Here is a 17,553-nt window from a genome sequence, read left to right as displayed (position 1 = left end):
CCCGTGGCTGCGCTGACCAGCAGCAGGGCTGCGATCAGCGCCGCCCACAGGATCATGGGAGCCGGGTTCTGCGCCACCGTGCGGAAGCTGGTGATGGTGGCGGCGAACACATTGCTGCGCGGGTCCAGCAGCATGGGGGCCGACACCACGATCAGGGTGAAGGTGAAAAAGGCGAAGATCCCGCCGACAATCGTCCCGGCCAGCAGCATGTTGTGCCCCTCGGCCGTGGTCAGGGCGAAGGCCACGAAGGCGTCGATGGTGTCGTACATCTGATAGGTGGACAGCCCGAACACGATCTGGGCGATCCGGCCCCAGAACAGATAGATCAGCAAGAGCGCGAGCCCCAGATAGGCCACGTCCTGGCGAAACGCCGGGCGCACAAACAGCACCTGCGACAGGGTCGGCTGCTCGCCGGTCTCCAGTCGCCGCCCGGCCTCATAGGTCCCCATGGCCAGCATGGGTGCCACGAACACAAAGCCGAAGGTCAGCGTCAGGACCCAGAACGCGGCGTCCGACACATAGAGACCGTACAAAAGGCCAAAGCTCAAAAGTGCAATCACCAGTCCGTAGACCAGCATCGGGCCTGGCACCCGCATCAGGTCTGACAACCCCTGGCCCAGCCAGAGGAAAGGGGCACCCAGGCCCACACGCCGCACGCCAGGCAGTCCGCCATTCGCATCCATCGTCTCGCTCCCTGGAGCGCGTTCCGCAAAAGGGGAAGCCGATTTTGCGGCCCGAACGCGCTCAAATCTTGAATCCAGCGGCTTTGCGCCGTCTCTAACGGGCAAGCCTAATCCCCCGTCTCCTGCCCCGTCACCCTAGGGTTAATCCCGAGGGTCCCTGCCCCCGCCACCCGCGCGCCGCAGGCGCTGTAAAGGCGAACCACAAAGCGCACGAAGTTCACAAAGGCGGGTGCAGGTCCCTTTGTGCCCTTTGTGGCCTTCGTGGTTGATCTGCCCTGCACCCGCCACCCCGGTTGCCGGCCCTAGGGGAAACCGGGCCATCTTCCCGCCAAAGCACAGCCGAGGGACATCGGCGCAGGAGGACCCCATGACCACGCCCCCCACCGCCTGCATCATCGGTGCGGGCCCCTCGGGCTTCACCACCGCCAAGCGGCTGAAGGATGAAGGCATTCCCTTCGACGTCTTCGAGATGTCCGACGACGTGGGCGGCAACTGGTACTTCAACAATCCCAACGGCATGTCGGCCTGCTATGAGAGCCTGCACATCGACACCTCGAAATGGCGCCTGGCCTTCGAGGACTATCCCGTGCCCGCCGACTGGCCAGACTTCCCGCACCACAGCCAGCTCCTGAAGTACTTCCGCGACTATGTGGACCACTTCGCCCTTAGGCCGCACATCACCTTCAACACCGCCGTGACCAAGGCGGTCCGCGAGGGCGACGGCCGCTGGGCCATCACGCTCTCGACCGGCGAGACGAAGACCTACGACGTCCTCTTCGTCGCCAACGGCCACCACTGGGACCCGCGCACGCCCGACTATCCCGGCGAGTTCTCAGGCCACGCCTTCCACGCGCACGCCTATCGCAGCCCGTTTGCGCCGGTGGACCTGCGGGGCAAGAACGTGGTGGTGGTCGGCATGGGCAATTCGGCCATGGATATCGCTTCGGAGCTGTCCCAGAAGCCCATCGCAAAGACCCTGTGGGTGGCCGCCCGCCGGGGGGTCTGGGTGCTGCCCAAATACATCAATGGCCGCGTGGCCGACAAAGCCGCCATGCCCCACTGGATGCCGCGCAAACTTGGCCTGCGCCTGGCCGCCAAGCGCATCCGCAAGATCGTCGGCAATATGGAAGACTATGGCCTGCCCAAGCCCGACCATGAGCCGCTCACCGCCCACCCGTCCGTCTCCGGCGAGTTCCTCACCCGGGCCGGCTGCGGCGACATCAGGTTCAAGCCCAATATCGCGAAGCTGATGGGCCACCAGGTCGCCTTCGAGGACGGCAGCATTGAGGCCGTCGACGCCATCATCTACGCCACCGGCTATCACATCAGCTTCCCGTTCTTCGAGGACGCGGCCTTGCGTCCCGACGCCGAAAACCGCTTCCCGCTCTTCAAGCGGATGATGAAGCCCGGCGTGCCGAACCTGTTCTTCATGGGCCTGGCCCAGCCCCTGCCGACCCTGGTCAACTTCGCCGAACAGCAGGCCAAGCTGGCGGTCGCCTGCCTCACTGGCCGCTACGTCCCGCCGGCTCCAACAGAGATGAACGCCATCATCGCCAAGGACGAAGCCCTGCACATGGGCCACTTCTACAAAAGCCAGCGCCACACCATCCAGGTCGACTTCGGACTCTATGTCCACGACCTGCTGAAGGAGATTGGGCGGGGGGAGAAAAGGGCGCGCCACGCCCAGCCAGCCCTGTAGCGCCTCCCGCCCCCGCCCCTGACAAAAGGCCGCACCAAAATGCGCCGCCGGAGAGGTCTCGTTAACCTGGGGTCGTCGATGATGTGGGGTAGTGCGATCAAGGGCGTAAATCCGGGGTAGCCCATCCCGGACCCCTGATCCAACTGGCCCACGGGGCCACAGCCGAGCGCTGGGAGGCGTTCAGAGCATGACCGGACAGCCCCTCGCCACCAGCGGCGAACTGATCACCGTCGTCATCGGCGAACAGCGGTTCGCCATCGACATCCAGCTGGTGCGGGAAATCCGCGGCTGGACCAGCTCGACCCCCCTGCCCAATGCACCTGACTACGTGCTCGGCGTCATCAACCTGCGGGGCGCGGTGCTGCCAGTGCTGAACCTGGCCGCCCGCCTGGGCCTGCCAGCCAGTGAGGCACGGTCCTCCTCCGTGGTCATCGTCGTTGATCTGGTGGGCCGCACCGTCGGCCTGCTGGTGGACGCGGTCTCCGACATCATCAATGTGGGCGAAGGCGAGATCCAGCCGGCCCCGGTGATCGGCGCGGCCTCGTCCAAGGGCCTGGCCCGGGGCATGATCACCACCGAGGAGGGGATCATCACCCTCATCGACATGAGCGGCATCCTGCCCACCCCGGAGCTGGCGGCGGCCTAAGAGAGCGCGTTCCGATAAGTGGGAACCGGTTATCGGAACAAAACGCGCGCCAACTTAGGCTAGCCTCAGCACTCCACCACATTGACGGCCAGCCCGCCCAGCGAGGTCTCCTTGTAGATCTCGTTCATGTCCTCGCCTGTCCGCTTCATGGTGGCGATGACCTTGTCCAGACTGACCGTGTGCTGACCATCCCCCAGCAGGGCCAGCCGGGAGGCATCGATGGCCTTCACCGCCCCCATGGCGTTGCGCTCGATACAGGGCACCTGCACCAGCCCCCCGATGGGGTCGCAGGTGAGGCCGAGATTGTGCTCCATGGCGATCTCGGCGGCGTTCTCGATCTGCGCATTGTCGCCCCCCAGGGCCGCCGTCAGGCCGGCGGCCGCCATGGAGCAGGCCACCCCCACCTCCCCCTGACAGCCGACCTCGGCGCCGGAGATCGAGGCGTTGCGCTTATAGAGCGCCCCGATGGCTGCGGCCGTCAGCAGGAAGGTCCGTCGCCCCTCCACCCCGCCCCGATAGAACCGGTCATAGAACCGCAGCACCGCGGGCAGCAGCCCTGCGGCCCCATTGGTCGGCGCGGTCACCACCTTGCCCCCGGCGGCGTTTTCCTCGTTCACCGACAGGGCCCAGAGATTGACCCAGTCCAGGGCGGCCAAGGGGTCGCTGATGTTGCGCTCCATCCGCCGCGTCAGTTCATTGAAGTGCTGGCGGGCCCGGCGTCTGACGTTCAGCCCGCCGGGCAGGCAGCCGTCCTGGCGCAGGCCCCGCTCGATACAGGCCTCCATGGCCTCGAAGATGGCATCAAGGCCGGCATTCACCTCATCTGGCGTGCGCCGGGCGGTCTCGTTGCGCCACATGAGCTCGGCGATGCTGACCCCCTCCCGGGCGGCCATGGCCAGCAGATCATCGGCACTGACGAAGTCATAGGGGATGGCGGGACCTGAAGAGACTGGCGGGGCACCAAACTCCGTCTCATGCACCACAAACCCGCCGCCAATGGAGAAGTAGAGCCCCTCAGCCAAGGGTGCCCCCGCCCCATCCAGGGCCAAGAACCGCAGGGCATTGGGATGCTGCGGCAGGCGGGTGCGCCCCTGCCAGAGGATGTCGTCGGCCGCCGAATAGGCAATCTCCGGCCCCCCGGCCCCTAGCGTCAGACGGCCGGACTCGGCGATCTTCGCCAGCTGCGCCTCGGCGGCGTCGGGATCGATGGTGGCGGGCTCGAACCCCGCAAGGCCGAGGATCACCGCCCGGTCGGTGGCGTGGCCACGGCCCGTCATGGCCAGGGAGGCATAGAGCGTGGTCTCCACCCGCACGACCCGGGCCAGATCGCCCTGGTCGGCCAGGGCGGCCAGGAAACGGGCCGCCGCCGTCATTGGCCCCATTGTGTGGGAGCTGGATGGCCCGACCCCCAGCTTGAACAGGTCAAAGACGCCGGCGCTCATGGGGAACTCTTGGGGCTCAGGTCGCAGAAGGCCGCGACCATAGTCCCTGGGCAGGCCCTGGCCAGTCCTGCCGCCTCAGGGCGCATAACTCGCCTGGCTTTGCCTTAAGATCGCAGATCAACGCCCGAAATTTGGCCGCGACCCGCCCCCCTTGAGCCTTTGACAAGCCCCCTTGCGCCGACCAACCTTGGGCCATGACCCGCGCCCAGACCCTTGCCGACCCGTCCCTTGCCGCCCTGCCGGCCCAGCCCGCTCATGTGCCGTGGCCCACTGCCGCCTGGCCAGAGGCGGACCTGCCCGCCCGCGCCAACCGCCCGGCCCTGGAGGCCTTGATGGCCTCAGCCTTCGCCGCGCCCGACACCGACCTGCTGGGGGAGACCCACGCCCTTCTGGTGGTTCAGGGGGGCCAGATTGTGCTGGAGCGCTACGGCGAGGGCTTTGGGCCGGACGCCACCTATCCCTCCTGGTCGAAGGCCAAGAGCATCACCCAGGCCCTGGTGGGCCTGCTGGTGGCTGAGGGAAAGCTCGACATCCACGCCCCCGCCGACGTGCCGGAGTGGCGGGAGAGCGCGGATGATCCCCGGGCCGCCATCACCCTGGACCAGCTCCTGCGCATGTCCAGTGGCCTGTCTTTCGTAGAGGACTATGTGCCGGGCCACGTCTCCGACGTGATCGAGATGCTGTTCGGCTCTGGCAAGGCCGATGTGGCCCACTATGCGGCCAGCCGGCCGCTGGCCCATCCGCCGGGGACCGCCTGGTCCTATGCCAGCGGCACGACCAACATCGTCGCCCGCTGCGCGGCCCGGGCAGCTAACGTCGATGGCGCAGGGTTTGAAGCCTTCATGCGGGGGCGGCTGTTTGACCCCCTGGGCATGACCAGCCCGGTTCCCAAGTTCGACGCCGCCGGGACCTTCCTCGGCTCGTCCTTCTGCTACGCCACCGCCCGGGATTTCGCCCGCTTTGGCCTGCTCTATCTGCGCGGCGGCCGCTGGGAGGACCGCCAGCTGCTGCCGGCCGACTGGATCGACTATGCCCGCACGCCGACCCCGCAGCCGGCGGTGCGCGAAGGCGACTATGGCGCCCACTGGTGGCTGAACATGGCCGGTCCCGGCTCGTTCAGCGCCAATGGCTATGAGGGCCAGTACACGGTGCTCGTCCCCGACCTCGACCTGATCCTCGTGCGCCACGGCAAGACGCCCCTGGACAAGAAGGACCACGTGAAAACCTGGATCGGCCAGGTGGTCGAGGCCTTTCGGTAGTGCATTCTCCCTCACGCTCCGGTAGCCGACACTCTGAGCGGCTGAGAAGGGTCGATTCCCGTCACGGAGCCCAAAGTGGACATCCGCGCGCACGCCAGATAGCAGACCTGCCGAACCGCCGAGAGGGGTGGGAATGCGACTTTGCTCGCCGACACTCCCCAGGTCTGTCGCTGACCAACACTGCGGTAATGCGGACAACCAGTCTGGCCGATGCGAGTATGCCTGCGCTCGTCGAGCGCGCAGACCACGGAACTAGCGAATGACAGCCTGGCTTTGGGAGTGCTTTGACGAATATCTGAATGGCGGCCACTTCGAAATAAGTGATCCGGGACCAGTGGTGGGACCGGTGCGAGAGATTTCAATTCGGCGGCTCGATAATGGCGGGCTGGAATTGACCACGATCTCGCCGCGACACGCGCCAATTGGCGACTACAGTGTCCCCGGCTCCATACGCACTCCTACCGAACGGATCGGCTTCACCAGCGACAGTGGATACGAAGCGATCGCCACGGAAGTCCATTGGCATAGCAAGTCAAATGGCGGCGACCTCGTCGTTGGCCCACGACACACCGCCCGGTACTACGTGGGCCAGATACTCATCACTCGTCCATCGCCGCCCCCCGTCGCGTTCACGATCGACTGGCTGAACAATGTCGACCGCCAGACCTGTCATTGGCTTGGCGGATCGATCGACGACCGGCGTGACGTCACAGAGACCAGAACCATCGGCCAAGGCGTGTCGAGCGTCACATTGAAGGGGTCGGGGGCTGGCGGTCGCTTGGGCAGCTATTCGGCCGCGCTGGAAATGGTGATCGGAGGCGTCCGACTATTTGTCTGCGCTTCTCGGGAAGGCCCGAAAGATCGCTGGCCCGGCTATATCCTCTATGAGGGGGCACCGGATGACGAGTTTCGTCAGCGGGTACGCGAAGTTGTAGGGTTCAGTCTGGGCTCCGGCCTAGTGTGGCTGGGCTCCACAGCGCTCGACGGAGACTCGCAGTTCGTTTGGACCTCCGCGCGGTCGGCCAGCCCGTTTGGCCGTGACTGGGTGGATGCGGCCGATCCGCCCGCACCCTTAAGTCGGCGGATGGAGAACGCCGTCGAACAAGACGCGGTCGGGCGTGTCGCCAGCTCTCTTTTCGACCACTATGACGAACTAAGTTTTCGAGCTTTGAGCTGGAACTACTGGTTCGCTGTCAATGCCCCACGCCATATGGCGGCTGGGCATTTCGGCGCGGCGATAGAGGCCTTGGGAACGGCTTACCTTGATGCGCATCCCGGCTTCAAACCCACCGGCCCCATCCAGGACAGGGCGCTCGCTCGTAGCGTACGCAAGGCTTTGAGAAAATGCGTTGAGGAACTGAAGCTCGATGACGTCGTGACACGACATCTCTGCGACAAGATTGGAAAATCGAACGATCCCAGCGGCGCAAGCCTCCGACGGCAACTCATGGAGCGGTTAGGTCTGCGATGGGGATCAGCGGAGAACGCCGCGTGGGAACGGCGAAACATCGCCGCTCACGGAACGGTACAGCACCGGGATGAGAGCATACCCACCGCCCGCGACACTGTGATCTTGCGCACAATCCTCAATCGAATGGTGCTGAAGATCGCCGGTGCAAGCCCCACCTATATCGACCGCTACACGCCCGGATACAGAGTGCGCGCCCTCTCCCAGCCCATCGACGACGACGGCGTATCTATCCCCTCAAGTAGCTAGTTCGCGACGGCTTACAGCGCTACGGATTACGCTGGCGTTAGCCTAGCCGCTCGGCTGCCGACGCTCCCAACGTCCGCAACGGCTGGAATCCCGTCACGGAGCCCGGAGCCAAAAGCGGACCTCAGCGCAGACGCCAGAAAGAAAACCTGCCGAACCGCTATGTCCCAACCTATCTCGGAGCCTTGCGGTGAGCGTCTAGTCCTCCACCGTCCGGCGCAGGGGCGCGAGCGCCACGAGGCTGACCAGGGCTGCGGCACCCAGATAGATGCCTACGGGCACCAGGCCGCCCCGGTCGGCGAGAATCTGGGCGACCATAGGGGCCAGACCGCCCCCCAGGATGCCCCCCACATTGAAGGCCACCGAGGCGCCTGTGTAGCGGACCCTGGCTGGGAACAGACCCGGCAGGAAGGCGCCCAGCGGACCATATACAAAGCCCATGCAGAACAGGGTCAGGGACAGGAAGCCGAACACCAGCCAGAGGGAGCCTGACCCCAGCATCGGTGCCAGCAGCAGACCCGCCACCACCACCATGCCGCAACCCCACATGAGCACGCCCCGGGGCGTGGTGGCATCCGACCAGTAGCCGGCGATGATGATGCCGATGGCCATGAACAGGATCGCCCCTAGCTGGATGGCCAGGAACATGTCCCGGGAATAGCCGAGCGTCGTGGTGCCGTAGCCCAGGGCAAACGCCGTCGACAGGTAATAGGTGGCGAAACAGGCGACCACCGCAAAGGTCCCCCCCAGGGTCTCCAGGGGATGGCGGGCGATCAGCTCCAGAAGGGGCGTCTTGGACGGCGGGGCATGCTCCAGGGCCTTGGAGAAGGCCGGGGTCTCGGTGAGCTTCAGGCGCACCCAAAGGCCGATCCCCACCAGGACGGCGCTGAGCAGGAAGGGAATCCGCCAGCCCCAGGCCATGAACTGTTCAGCGCTCAAGGACAGGCCAAGAATCAGGAACAGGCCGTTGGCGGCGATGAAGCCCACCGGTGCCCCCAACTGCGGGAACATGCCAAACCGCGCCTTCCAGCCCGGCGGCGCATTCTCCACCGCCAGCAGGGCCGCGCCCCCCCACTCGCCGCCCAGGCCAAGCCCCTGGCCAAACCGCAGCAGGCAGAGCAGGGCCGGGGCGATCCACCCGGCCATGGCATAGGTGGGCAGGAAGGCGATGAGGAAGGTCGAGACCCCCATCAGCAGCAGGGAGGCCACCAGGGTCGATTTCCGCCCGATCCGGTCCCCATAGTGCCCAAACACTGCGGCCCCGATGGGCCGGGCAAAGAAGGCGATGGCGAAGGTGGCGTAGGACGAGAGCAGCTGCGCCGAGGGCGAGGCCGCCGGGAAGAACAGCGGGCCAAACACCAGGGCCGCAGCCGTGGCGTAGATATAGAAATCATAGAACTCCACCGCCGTGCCCACCAAGCTTGCGCCCAGCACACGGCGGGTGTTCGGCGAGTTCAGCACCTCAGAGCCCTGCGACATGGTTTCCCCCTCCCGTCGAAGCGACAGGCCTTGGCTGTGGATGTCGTCCAGGTCAAGCCTCAGCCCCTTGCGAACACCCGGGGTTATGCCACCTTGGCGACCCAAGGATTAGAGCCGCAAAGCGGCCGACCAGCCCCGGGGAGGGCGAAGCCAATGACGATGTTGCCAACCACAGGCGCGCCCTGGACCGAGGTTTCCGCGCGCATGGACCAGATGGCCCAGGGGGACGTGAAGTGGCGCGACGGCAAGGCTGCGGTCTATGTCTTCAATGCCGGCCCTGAGATCGAGCAGGTGCAGAAGGAGGCCTACGCGAAGTTCGCCTCCGAAAACGGGCTTGGGCCCGCCGCCTTTCCGAGCCTGAAGCAGATGGAGGCGCAGGTGGTCGCCTTTGGCCTCGGCCTGCTGCACGGCGACGAGGCTTGCGTCGGCAACATGACCAGCGGCGGCACCGATTCCATCCTGATGGCGGTGAAGGCCGCCCGGGACCACGCCCGCAAAGTCCGTGGTCTGACGGGACAGCTCAACCTCGTCTTGCCCCGCTCGGCCCATCCGGCCTTCGACAAGGCCTGTGCGGTGATGGAGATCGAGGTCCGGCGCACGCCGCTGAAGGACCTGCTGGCCGATCCCGTGGCCATGGAGGCGGCCATCGATGGTCAGACGATCATGATCGTCGGATCGGCACCCTGTTTCCCCTTCGGCCTCATCGACCCCATTGAAGCCCTGGGTGCTCTGGCAGAGCGGCGCGGGGTCTGGCTGCATGTGGACGCCTGTGTCGGCGGCTATATGGCCCCCTTTGTGCGGATGAACGGCGCGCCGGTCCCGCCCTTCGACTTCGAGGTTCTCGGCGTCTCCTCCATGTCGGCCGACCTGCACAAGTACGGCTACTGCGCCAAGGGGGCGTCCACCGTCTTCTTCCGCAGCGAGGACCTGCGGGCCCATATGATCTTCGAGGTCGGCGACTGGCCGGCGGGCAAGATGGTCACCCCCACCCTGGCCGGCACAAGGCCCGGCGGTGCCATCGCTGCGGCCTGGGCGGTAATGAATGTCCTGGGGGTGGAAGGCTACCGGGCCAAGCATGCCGAGGTCACCGCCGCGCGCCAGGTGATTGCCGAGGGGGCGCAGGCCCAAGGCTGGTGCCTTTTGGGCGACCCGATGCTCGGCATCCTGGCCTTTACCCGCGAAGACGTGAATCCCTTTGCCGTCCTCAAGCACCTCTATGGGCGGGGCTGGGTGACCAGCGCGGTGACCGAGCCCGCTGGCCTGCACCTGATGCTGTCACCCGTTCACAAGGGCGTCGCCGATACCTATCTGGCAGACTTGGCCTGGGCGACCCAGGCCGCAAGGGGCGACGGTGCCCGTCCGGCGGAGGCACGCTATGGGGGATAGACGGTCCATCGCCTGGGGGCTGGTGGCGGCGGTGGCTGTGCCCACAGCCCTGGTGGGTGCCTTCCTCCTGGCCCGAAGCCAGCTGAACGACGAATCCGTGCCCCAGACCCAGGTCCTGCCCGGGGTCGGCGAAGGCGTCACCGTCCTGGTGGTCTGGGCCCATCCCGATGACGAGATCACCTGCGCCGGAACCCTGGCCCAGATGACGGCCGCCGGGGCGCGGGTGGTGCTGGTCTATCTCACCCGGGGTGAGGCCGCCCAAGGGACGGGCTACACCCCCAAACAGCTGGCCAAGGTGCGGACCGAGGAAGCCAAGGCTGCGGGCCGGCTGCTGGGGGCCGAGTCCGTGGAGGTGCTCGACTTCCCTGACGGTGGCCTGTCGCGGATCGACCCCGCCGGACCCAAGGCCGCCATCGCCGAGCTGATCGGCCGCTACCGGCCCCAGGTTCTGATCAGTTTCGATGAGAAGGTCGGCTTCTATGGCCATCCCGATCACGTGCGCACCGGAACCTGGGTGCGCGAGCTGTTCGAGGCTCCGCCGAGCCAGGGTGCCTGGCCGCGCCTGCTCTATCAGGTGACCCTGCCCAAGGCCCTGGTGCGCCTGGCCCTGCGGCTGGTGGAGGCCTTCCGCAACAACTATCCCAAGGGCCAGGGTGAGGGCCTGCCGGTGCCACAGATCGCGGTGAACATCTCGCGCCAGGCCCTGACCAAGCGGGCCTTGCTCGACGTGCACGCCTCCCAGGCCAAGGTCATTGCCGATGTGCAGCCCTATTATGACCGCCTGCCGGCCTGGCTCTATTACCGGCTGTTCGACCGGGAATACTTCGTCCAGCACCGCCGGCGCTGAGCCGACTCACGGCGCGGGGTCGCCAGCCAGAACCTGGCTGACATGCTGCAGGGCCACGGCGGCGGGCAGGCTGCTCCAACCCTGCAGCGGGCTACCCGGCGCATAGGGCGGGGAGAAGTACTCCACCGCCCCGGCCCAGCCATTCTGGAGGGATGTCTCCCACCAGCGAGTCAGCGGATAGCGCCAGCCGGGCAGGCCCCGCCGCAAAAGCTCGCCGGCATAGAGCCCGTCGAGCCAGGGCCAGTCGGCGCCATTGTGATAGCGGAAGCCAAAGGCGCTCTTGGCCCGCACATCGGCCCGGCGGCCATAGGGGGGGAAGGCGCACATCACCCCCCAGTCCCCCCAGGGCTGCCCGCCATTATTGCGGCTTTCCAGATTTTGAGCGACGGCGCTCAGCACCGCCCGGGCCCGGGCCGGGCTCACCGCGTCCCAGCGCAGGAGGGTCAGGCTGTCGAGGGCCAGATGCCCCTCGGCCTCACCGTCCAGGCCGCCATAATCAGCATACCAGGCGCCCGTCCAGAGCGCCGCGTCCAGGGCGGCTCGCGCCTCAACCGCCGCCTGTCGAGCCTCGGCGGCAAGGGTCGCATCAAGCCCCTCGCCGAGCCTGGCCACAGCATCGGCGGCGCCGATCCACAGGCCAATGTCATAGGCCACGGCCCCAGAGCGATAAACATTGTCGGCCCAGTCGCGGTCGTGGCGGGGCTTTAGCGGCAGCCCCTGGCCCGCCTTCGCCAAGCGCTGGTAGCGCCGGAAGATGGCCGTGATCGTCGTCCAGTGGCGCTCGGCGACCCCCCTGCGTCCAGAGACGCCGGCCAGATCATCCACCGCCAGCACGAAAAAGAGCGGGCTGTCGAAGTGGTCGCTCCACCATTCGTTCGTGCGACGGCTGTCACGCCCCACCTGTGGCCGGCGCCGGCGAAGCTCGTCCCAGGCCGCCGACTGGGCCGCGCCGCTGACGATCACCCCGCTGGGCGCCTCGCCATCCGGCCGGACGCCTGCGGCAAGGAGATCGATCTGGGCCTCCACCACATCGGGCGCCAGGGGCAAAAGGGCCTGCAGGGTCCAGTAGCCATCGCGGAAATAGGTCCGGGCCGGCGCGCTGTAGGCGAGGCCGGCGGCCAGGCCGGCAAAGTCGCCCCCCGGCCCGTGGCGGATGCTGGAGCGCGCCGCGTGCAGCCCCTGCCGCACCAGGCTCCGCAGCAGGGGTCCAGCCTGGGGCAGGCCATCGCAGGCCTCGGCATAGGCCCTGGCCTCGCGGCGAATCCTGTCGGGCGAGAGGGCCATGGCCCGGGAGAGCTCGTCCTCGTCGGCGCCGAGGGCGATCACGGTCTCCTCACCGTGGTTGCGAAGGGCCAGTCGTCCCCAAGGCAGGTCGACCCGATGCCACCCGTCCCGGGCGACAACCTTGGCGGGGGGATAGATGCGCTCATCCCAGCCGGCCGGTCGGCGAGCTGGACTCAGCCGGCCCTCAAGGTGGCCCGCCACCAGCAGGGCCGGAACGCTCTGGGCTGTCCAGAGGCCGCACCCGTTGCCCTCGACCAGGTTCGGCCCATAGGTGAGCCGTCCTTTCGGCAGGGCGAACCGCACCCGTCCCAGGTCGCCCCCGCCCCACAGGGCAAGCGAAAGCCAGCCATCAGCGCCCCACAGGCCCTGAAGCCTCGGCGACATGATCGGCAGATCGACGGGGGCGGTCGTACCAAGCCCGCCATCGGCCAGGGGCTGTAGCCTGGGGGGCGTCAGGCGGCGGTCGTCCAGAGCGGCGAGGCGACCTTCATGAAGCGCAGGCAAAACGTCACCCGGGCCTGATCCCGGCCGGTCCCCGGATCAGCGATCAGCACGTCGAACCAGGCGGCCTCGGCCTCGGGGCTTTCGGTCACCGCGTGCAGCCGGGTGCGGGCGACATAGGCCACACCAGCCCGCAAGGGGCCCTCCAGGAACTGGATCTCCACCCCGCCCAACTGGCCCTGGTCGACGAGGTCTGTGCCCACAACCGGTGCCCGGGCGGCGGCGGCGAGCGCGACCACCTCGGACGGCGACAGGGCCGCGCCTGGACCTGACCCTGGAGCGCGCAAGCCAATGTCCCAGGCCTCGGCACCGATGCTTAAGCCCGCCAGGATTCGGATGGCACCGCGGGGCGCGGCCTCCTGAGTCAGCAGCCGCCGGGACAGGTCCGAGCCCGCATCGGCGTGATCGGCGGCGGTCCCCTGGCACACCAGGGCCATGGCGGCGTCGCGCATTTCCAGCCGCGCCCGCTCTCGACCCGGCGTGGCCTCGGCCCGCAGGGTGCCGCCCTCGACCACAGGTTCCTTGAACATCAGGGAGAGATTCCCGCCTGCGCCCCAGGTCTCGCCGTAAAGCTCATCCAGCAGGGGGACAAAAGCATCCAGATGGGCAGCCTCCCCCAGGGGGCCGGCCCGGGCGCGTGACGGTTGCGGCGGCGCGACCAGAGTCGCCTCCCCCGCCGCCGCCTCATGTGCGACGCGCATCTTCGTTTCCTTCCCGTGCCCGATCATGTCGCCGGGCTTTTTGGTTTTAGGCAGGGAAGGCCGGCGAGCCCGCCGACACCCTGGTCCACCCGCGACGCTCTGGCCGCGACGGCCGACCAAGCCATCCTGGCACGACGATCCGAGAGCGTCACGGCACCAATTGTCGCCTGTCGGACACAGGAACGTCACCGGCGGTGGGGGCGGGGGCTGGAGGAAGAAGGGGACACGAAGGACACGAAGACGGCTTTGGCCTTGAGGACTGAGCCGAGACGGCCTTTGTCCCAGGCGGCGAAGGGTTTAAACTGGCTCAAGCACAATGGATGGATGCAAATGAGCGACGCGGTTGGCCCTGGCGATCTGGTTCTGTGTGTCAATGCGGCCCCCAATCACGCCAATGGGCGCCCCGTGCCCCTGCAGGCCGGCGAGACCTATCGCGTCTGGGCGGTGATGGACTTCCTCTGCCCCTGCGGCCGCTCCGACGCGCTCATCGATGTCGGCATCGACTTCGCCTGGTGCCAGTCCCGCTTCCGCCTGCTGCCCAAACCCAAGGCCCAGGCCAAACCCCAGAAGGTCTCGGCACCGAAGGAGAAGGAAACGGTGCGGTAGGTGGCGGCCTCGCCCCCTATTCCCGCTTCAGCAGGCGCTCGGTGAACAGCGTTCCCCACCACTTGGCGCGGAAGTCGGCCTTCATGGCGTCGGGCTGGTAGGCGGGGCTTTCCACCCATTCGACGAAGGACAGGCCAGCCGGCTCACCCTCCGCCAGGTAGCGTTCGAACACATAGTCCAGCACGCCGGTCTTGCCGGCCTTCATGTGCAGGTAGCGCAGGTGCAGCTGATCCAGCGCTTCGGCGATGGGCTTACCCTTGCGAAAGTGCATGTAGAGAACGCTCATGATGCCGGCCCGGTCCGCCCCGGACTTGCAGTGCATCAGGGCCGGATACTCGACGGCCTCAAACAGGTCCCGGGCACCGAGCACCCGGGCGCGGCTCGGCACCTCCCGCGAGGTGATGGTGAAGTCCACCAGCTTCAGGCCGAGCTCTTCACAGGCCGCTTTCTCCAGCACGTAGAAGCTGCCGTCGAACCCGCCGCGCAGATTGATGATGGTCTTGATGCCCCTGGCCTTCCAACCGGCCAGCTGCTCGGGCGAGGGCTGGTTGGTGCGCACCAGCTCATCGCTGATCCAGTGGGCGTTCTGGAAGCGCAGGCGCAGGAAGGCGTGGTCGTTCCACATATAGTCACGCCGGGCGCGCTTGCGGCCTTCCGGCGTCGTGAGGTCGAATTGGGCCAAGGGGCGCTCCCAGATTTGCCGCATAACTAGGCTGTAGCGGCGCCGAACGGAAGCCTTGGCCGCCGGCTGGCCCTTCCGGTCGACTTGACTTGCGGCCCGTGACGGACGACGCCAGGACCATGAGCACGACGGCCACATCAGAGCCGCCCACGACGCCCGCCCGCGTCCTGATCGGCCGCATTGCGCAGGTCTATCTGAAGCCGCGCTGGAAGGGGTTTGCCCTGGCGCTGGTGGCGGCCGTGGTTGTGGCGTTCTCCAGCGCCAAGCTGGTGCAGATCCTCGAGCCGGCGATCAACGACTTGCTGGTGGAACAGAAGCCCGGCGCCATCTGGGCCATCCCGCTCACCATCGCCGCCTACGCCCTCCTGCGGGGTGCCGCCCAAGTGACCCAGGCCTCCCTGGTCAACAGGATCGGCAATGGCGTCGTAGGCGACGTGCAGGTGCAGCTTTTTGGCAAGCTGGTGCGGGCCGACCTCGCCCGCCTGCGGGGCCAGCATTCGGGCGCCTATGTCTCCTCGGTGCTCTATGACGCCGGCCTGATCCGCGAGGCAGCGACCTCAGGTCTGGTGAACTACACCCAGCACTTTCTGACGGTGATCGGCGCGGTCCTGGTCATGGTCTCCAATGACCCGATCCTGACCCTGGCCATTCTGCTGGCCGCGCCCCTGGCGGCGACCATCATGCGGCGGTTCTCGCGGATGACCACCAAGGCGGCCAAGGGGGCCATGGCCGAGACCTCGGCGCTGTCCACCGCCATTATGGAGAGCCTGGACGGGGTCCGGGTGGTCAAGATCGAGAACCGCGAGGCCTTCGAGGAGGCCCGCGTCGCCGAGGTGGTGGCCCGGCGCCAGAGCCATCTGATCAAAGGTGCCAACGCCCGGGCCGCGGCTGCGCCGGCCACAGAGACCCTGATGACCCTGATCGTGGCCGGGGTCATGGCCTATGCCGGCTGGCGGGCCTCGACGGGGGCGATGAATGTCGGGGCCTTCGTCGCCTTCATCGGCGCGCTCGGCATGGCGTCCCAGTCCCTGCGCCAACTGGCCAATCTTCAGACTGTCTTCGCCGAAGGCCTGGCCGGGGCAAGGCGACTGTTCGAGGCCCTGGATGTGGAGCCGCTGATCGGCGAACCGGCCACCCCTCGCCCCCTGACCCGCAGCGAGGGTGCCATCGCCTTCGACAATGTGAGCTTTGCCTATGGAGAGGGCGCGCCGGCCCTGACCGGGGTCAGCCTGGCCGCTGGCCGCGGTGAGACCATCGCCCTGGTGGGCCCGTCCGGCGGCGGCAAGAGCACCATCCTCAACCTGATCCCACGCTTCTATGACGTAACGGGCGGCCAGGTGACCATCGATGGAACCGATGTGCGTGACGTCTCCTTGGCCGCCCTGCGCGACCAGATCGCCTTGGTGACCCAGGAGCCCTTCCTGTTCGACGACACCATCCTGGCCAACATCGCCTATGCGCGCCCCGACGCCAGCCAAGCCGAGATCGAGGCCGCCGCCCAGGCGGCCGCCGCCCATGAGTTCATCTCAGCCCTGCCTGAAGGCTACGCCACCCTGGTGGGCGAGGCCGGCGCGCGGCTGTCGGGCGGGCAGCGGCAGCGCATCGCCATCGCCCGGGCCTTCCTGAAGGACGCCCCCATCCTGCTGCTGGACGAGGCCACCAGCGCGCTGGACACCGAGAGCGAGGCCCAGGTTCAGGCGGCGCTCACCCGCCTGATGGCCGGGCGCACGACGATGCTCATCGCCCACCGCCTGTCCACCGTGCGCGGCGCCGACCGCATCTATGTGATCGATAAGGGCCAAGTGGTGGAGACCGGGGACCATGCCAGCCTGGTCAAGGCTCAGGGGCTCTATGGGCGGCTGGCCAAGAGCCAGGATCTGGAGACGGAGAGCGCCGTGTGAAGGGGCTGTTCCGCCGGCCAGGGGTCCAGGCGTTCCTGGGCTGGCTGCTGGCCACCTACCTTCAGCTGATCCTGAAGACCGTGCGCTGGCGCCACGTCAATGACGCCTGCCTCGAGCCATTTCTCACCGATCGGACCGGTCTGCTGGCCCTGATGTGGCACGGCCGCATTCCCCTGTCTCTGGCCACCGCGCCCAAGTGGTGGCCCAGGGGACAGACCCAGGTGCTGGTGTCCCCCTCCTCGGACGGAGAGTTCGTGGCCCAGGCCCTGGAGCGGGTGGGCTTTCCCTCCATCCGCATGTCCTCGGCCAAGAAGGGCGACGCCGCCAAGGCCCGGGCTGCCGTGGCGGGCTTTCGCCAGACCCTGAGCTTTGTGAACGACGGCGGGGCCCTGATCATCAGCCCCGACGGTCCCCGCGGCCCCAACGAGGTCGTAGCGCCAGGCGCCGTGCAGATCGCCAAGCGCACCCGGGCGCCGGTTTTCCTGATGGGTCTGGCGGCGGCACCGTCCCTGCGGCTGGACAGCTGGGATCAGGTGATGCTGGCCGCCCCCTTCGGGCGGGGTGCGGTGGTCTGGGCCGGCCCCCTCTATGCCCCTCCCGACGCCGACGAGGCTCAGGTGGCGGCCCTTTGTATCGAGTGGTCGGAAAAGCTGTCAGCCGCCACCCGCCAGGCCGAGGCCCTGGTCGGGGCACGCACGCCTGCGGCGGGTAAGGCCTAGGGCC

Annotated in this window: 15 protein-coding genes; 9 read left to right on the top strand and 6 right to left on the bottom strand. The window is 67.4% G+C overall.

What is annotated here, in order from left to right; translation table 11 throughout:
- The coding region (locus MH112_RS01040) for a DUF2189 domain-containing protein (RefSeq protein ID WP_296562818.1) at positions 1 to 683 on the bottom strand (683 nt) is incomplete at its 3' end.
- 367 nt (positions 684 to 1,050) lie between these two features.
- On the opposite strand from MH112_RS01040, the gene MH112_RS01035 reads away from it, so the two are divergent.
- Entirely contained in the window at positions 1,051 to 2,382 is a 1,332-nt protein-coding gene (locus tag MH112_RS01035) for an NAD(P)-binding domain-containing protein (protein ID WP_296562816.1), read from the top strand.
- Between the two features lie 187 nt (positions 2,383 to 2,569).
- Entirely contained in the window at positions 2,570 to 3,028 is a 459-nt protein-coding gene (locus MH112_RS01030) for a chemotaxis protein CheW (protein ID WP_296562814.1), read from the top strand.
- Positions 3,029 to 3,093: 65 nt separating this feature from the next.
- Here the strand turns inward: MH112_RS01030 and MH112_RS01025 are convergent, their stop codons facing one another.
- Positions 3,094 to 4,470, bottom strand: coding sequence for an L-serine ammonia-lyase (locus MH112_RS01025; protein ID WP_296562812.1), 1,377 nt, complete (start codon positions 4,468 to 4,470; stop codon positions 3,094 to 3,096).
- A gap of 194 nt (positions 4,471 to 4,664) precedes the next feature.
- Here MH112_RS01025 and MH112_RS01020 point away from each other — a divergent pair, with 194 nt between their 5' ends.
- Both MH112_RS01020 and MH112_RS01015 read left to right on the top strand, forming a co-directional pair.
- Complete coding sequence (locus MH112_RS01020) at positions 4,665 to 5,729, top strand: serine hydrolase (protein ID WP_296562810.1); 1,065 nt, start codon at positions 4,665 to 4,667, stop codon at positions 5,727 to 5,729.
- Between the two features lie 259 nt (positions 5,730 to 5,988).
- Complete coding sequence (locus tag MH112_RS01015; protein ID WP_296562809.1) at positions 5,989 to 7,446, top strand: hypothetical protein; 1,458 nt, start codon at positions 5,989 to 5,991, stop codon at positions 7,444 to 7,446.
- 195 nt (positions 7,447 to 7,641) lie between these two features.
- Here MH112_RS01015 and MH112_RS01010 read toward each other — a convergent pair whose 3' ends face one another.
- Positions 7,642 to 8,922, bottom strand: coding sequence for an MFS transporter (locus MH112_RS01010; protein ID WP_296562807.1), 1,281 nt, complete (start codon positions 8,920 to 8,922; stop codon positions 7,642 to 7,644).
- 153 nt (positions 8,923 to 9,075) lie between these two features.
- Here MH112_RS01010 and MH112_RS01005 point away from each other — a divergent pair, with 153 nt between their 5' ends.
- Positions 9,076 to 10,308, top strand: coding sequence for a pyridoxal-dependent decarboxylase (locus MH112_RS01005; RefSeq protein ID WP_296562805.1), 1,233 nt, complete (start codon positions 9,076 to 9,078; stop codon positions 10,306 to 10,308).
- Positions 10,298 to 11,155, top strand: coding sequence for a PIG-L family deacetylase (locus MH112_RS01000; protein ID WP_296562804.1), 858 nt, complete (start codon positions 10,298 to 10,300; stop codon positions 11,153 to 11,155). The genes MH112_RS01005 and MH112_RS01000 overlap by 11 nt, the downstream gene beginning before the upstream one ends.
- Positions 11,156 to 11,161: 6 nt before the next feature.
- Here MH112_RS01000 and MH112_RS00995 read toward each other — a convergent pair whose 3' ends face one another.
- Complete coding sequence (locus MH112_RS00995) at positions 11,162 to 12,943, bottom strand: GH116 family glycosyl hydrolase (RefSeq protein ID WP_296562802.1); 1,782 nt, start codon at positions 12,941 to 12,943, stop codon at positions 11,162 to 11,164.
- Positions 12,892 to 13,641 carry a hypothetical protein gene (locus MH112_RS00990; RefSeq protein WP_296562800.1) on the bottom strand — a complete coding sequence of 250 codons (750 nt, stop codon included), beginning with the start codon at positions 13,639 to 13,641 and terminating at the stop codon, positions 12,892 to 12,894. Before MH112_RS00990 ends, MH112_RS00995 begins: the two co-directional genes overlap by 52 nt.
- A 330-nt stretch (positions 13,642 to 13,971) precedes the next feature.
- Here MH112_RS00990 and MH112_RS00985 point away from each other — a divergent pair, with 330 nt between their 5' ends.
- Positions 13,972 to 14,247, top strand: coding sequence for a hypothetical protein (locus tag MH112_RS00985; protein WP_296562798.1), 276 nt, complete (start codon positions 13,972 to 13,974; stop codon positions 14,245 to 14,247).
- 16 nt (positions 14,248 to 14,263) lie between these two features.
- Here MH112_RS00985 and MH112_RS00980 read toward each other — a convergent pair whose 3' ends face one another.
- Entirely contained in the window at positions 14,264 to 14,929 is a 666-nt protein-coding gene (locus MH112_RS00980; protein ID WP_296562795.1) for a protein tyrosine phosphatase, read from the bottom strand.
- Positions 14,930 to 15,048: 119 nt separating this feature from the next.
- Here MH112_RS00980 and MH112_RS00975 point away from each other — a divergent pair, with 119 nt between their 5' ends.
- Together MH112_RS00975 and MH112_RS00970 are read left to right on the top strand one after the other, a co-directional pair.
- Positions 15,049 to 16,830 carry an ABC transporter ATP-binding protein gene (locus MH112_RS00975; protein ID WP_296562793.1) on the top strand — a complete coding sequence of 594 codons (1,782 nt, stop codon included), beginning with the start codon at positions 15,049 to 15,051 and terminating at the stop codon, positions 16,828 to 16,830.
- Entirely contained in the window at positions 16,827 to 17,549 is a 723-nt protein-coding gene (locus MH112_RS00970; RefSeq protein WP_296562790.1) for a lysophospholipid acyltransferase family protein, read from the top strand. The genes MH112_RS00975 and MH112_RS00970 overlap by 4 nt, the downstream gene beginning before the upstream one ends.
- Positions 17,550 to 17,553 lie beyond the last annotated feature (4 nt).

The sequence above is a fragment of the Phenylobacterium sp. genome (genome assembly GCF_022402485.1).
Lineage (GTDB): Bacteria > Pseudomonadota > Alphaproteobacteria > Caulobacterales > Caulobacteraceae > Phenylobacterium.
This window is presented reverse-complemented; position numbering and strand designations above follow the sequence as displayed.

Coding starts and splice junctions, on each gene's coding strand:
- MH112_RS01035 (WP_296562816.1), top strand. CDS start 1,051: ATGACCACGCCCCCCACCGCCTGCATCATCGGTGCGGGCCCCTCGGGC.
- MH112_RS01030 (WP_296562814.1), top strand. CDS start 2,570: ATGACCGGACAGCCCCTCGCCACCAGCGGCGAACTGATCACCGTCGTC.
- MH112_RS01025 (WP_296562812.1), bottom strand. CDS start 4,470: ATGAGCGCCGGCGTCTTTGACCTGTTCAAGCTGGGGGTCGGGCCATCC.
- MH112_RS01020 (WP_296562810.1), top strand. CDS start 4,665: ATGACCCGCGCCCAGACCCTTGCCGACCCGTCCCTTGCCGCCCTGCCG.
- MH112_RS01015 (WP_296562809.1), top strand. CDS start 5,989: ATGACAGCCTGGCTTTGGGAGTGCTTTGACGAATATCTGAATGGCGGC.
- MH112_RS01010 (WP_296562807.1), bottom strand. CDS start 8,922: ATGTCGCAGGGCTCTGAGGTGCTGAACTCGCCGAACACCCGCCGTGTG.
- MH112_RS01005 (WP_296562805.1), top strand. CDS start 9,076: ATGACGATGTTGCCAACCACAGGCGCGCCCTGGACCGAGGTTTCCGCG.
- MH112_RS01000 (WP_296562804.1), top strand. CDS start 10,298: ATGGGGGATAGACGGTCCATCGCCTGGGGGCTGGTGGCGGCGGTGGCT.
- MH112_RS00990 (WP_296562800.1), bottom strand. CDS start 13,641: ATGCGCGTCGCACATGAGGCGGCGGCGGGGGAGGCGACTCTGGTCGCG.
- MH112_RS00985 (WP_296562798.1), top strand. CDS start 13,972: ATGAGCGACGCGGTTGGCCCTGGCGATCTGGTTCTGTGTGTCAATGCG.
- MH112_RS00975 (WP_296562793.1), top strand. CDS start 15,049: ATGAGCACGACGGCCACATCAGAGCCGCCCACGACGCCCGCCCGCGTC.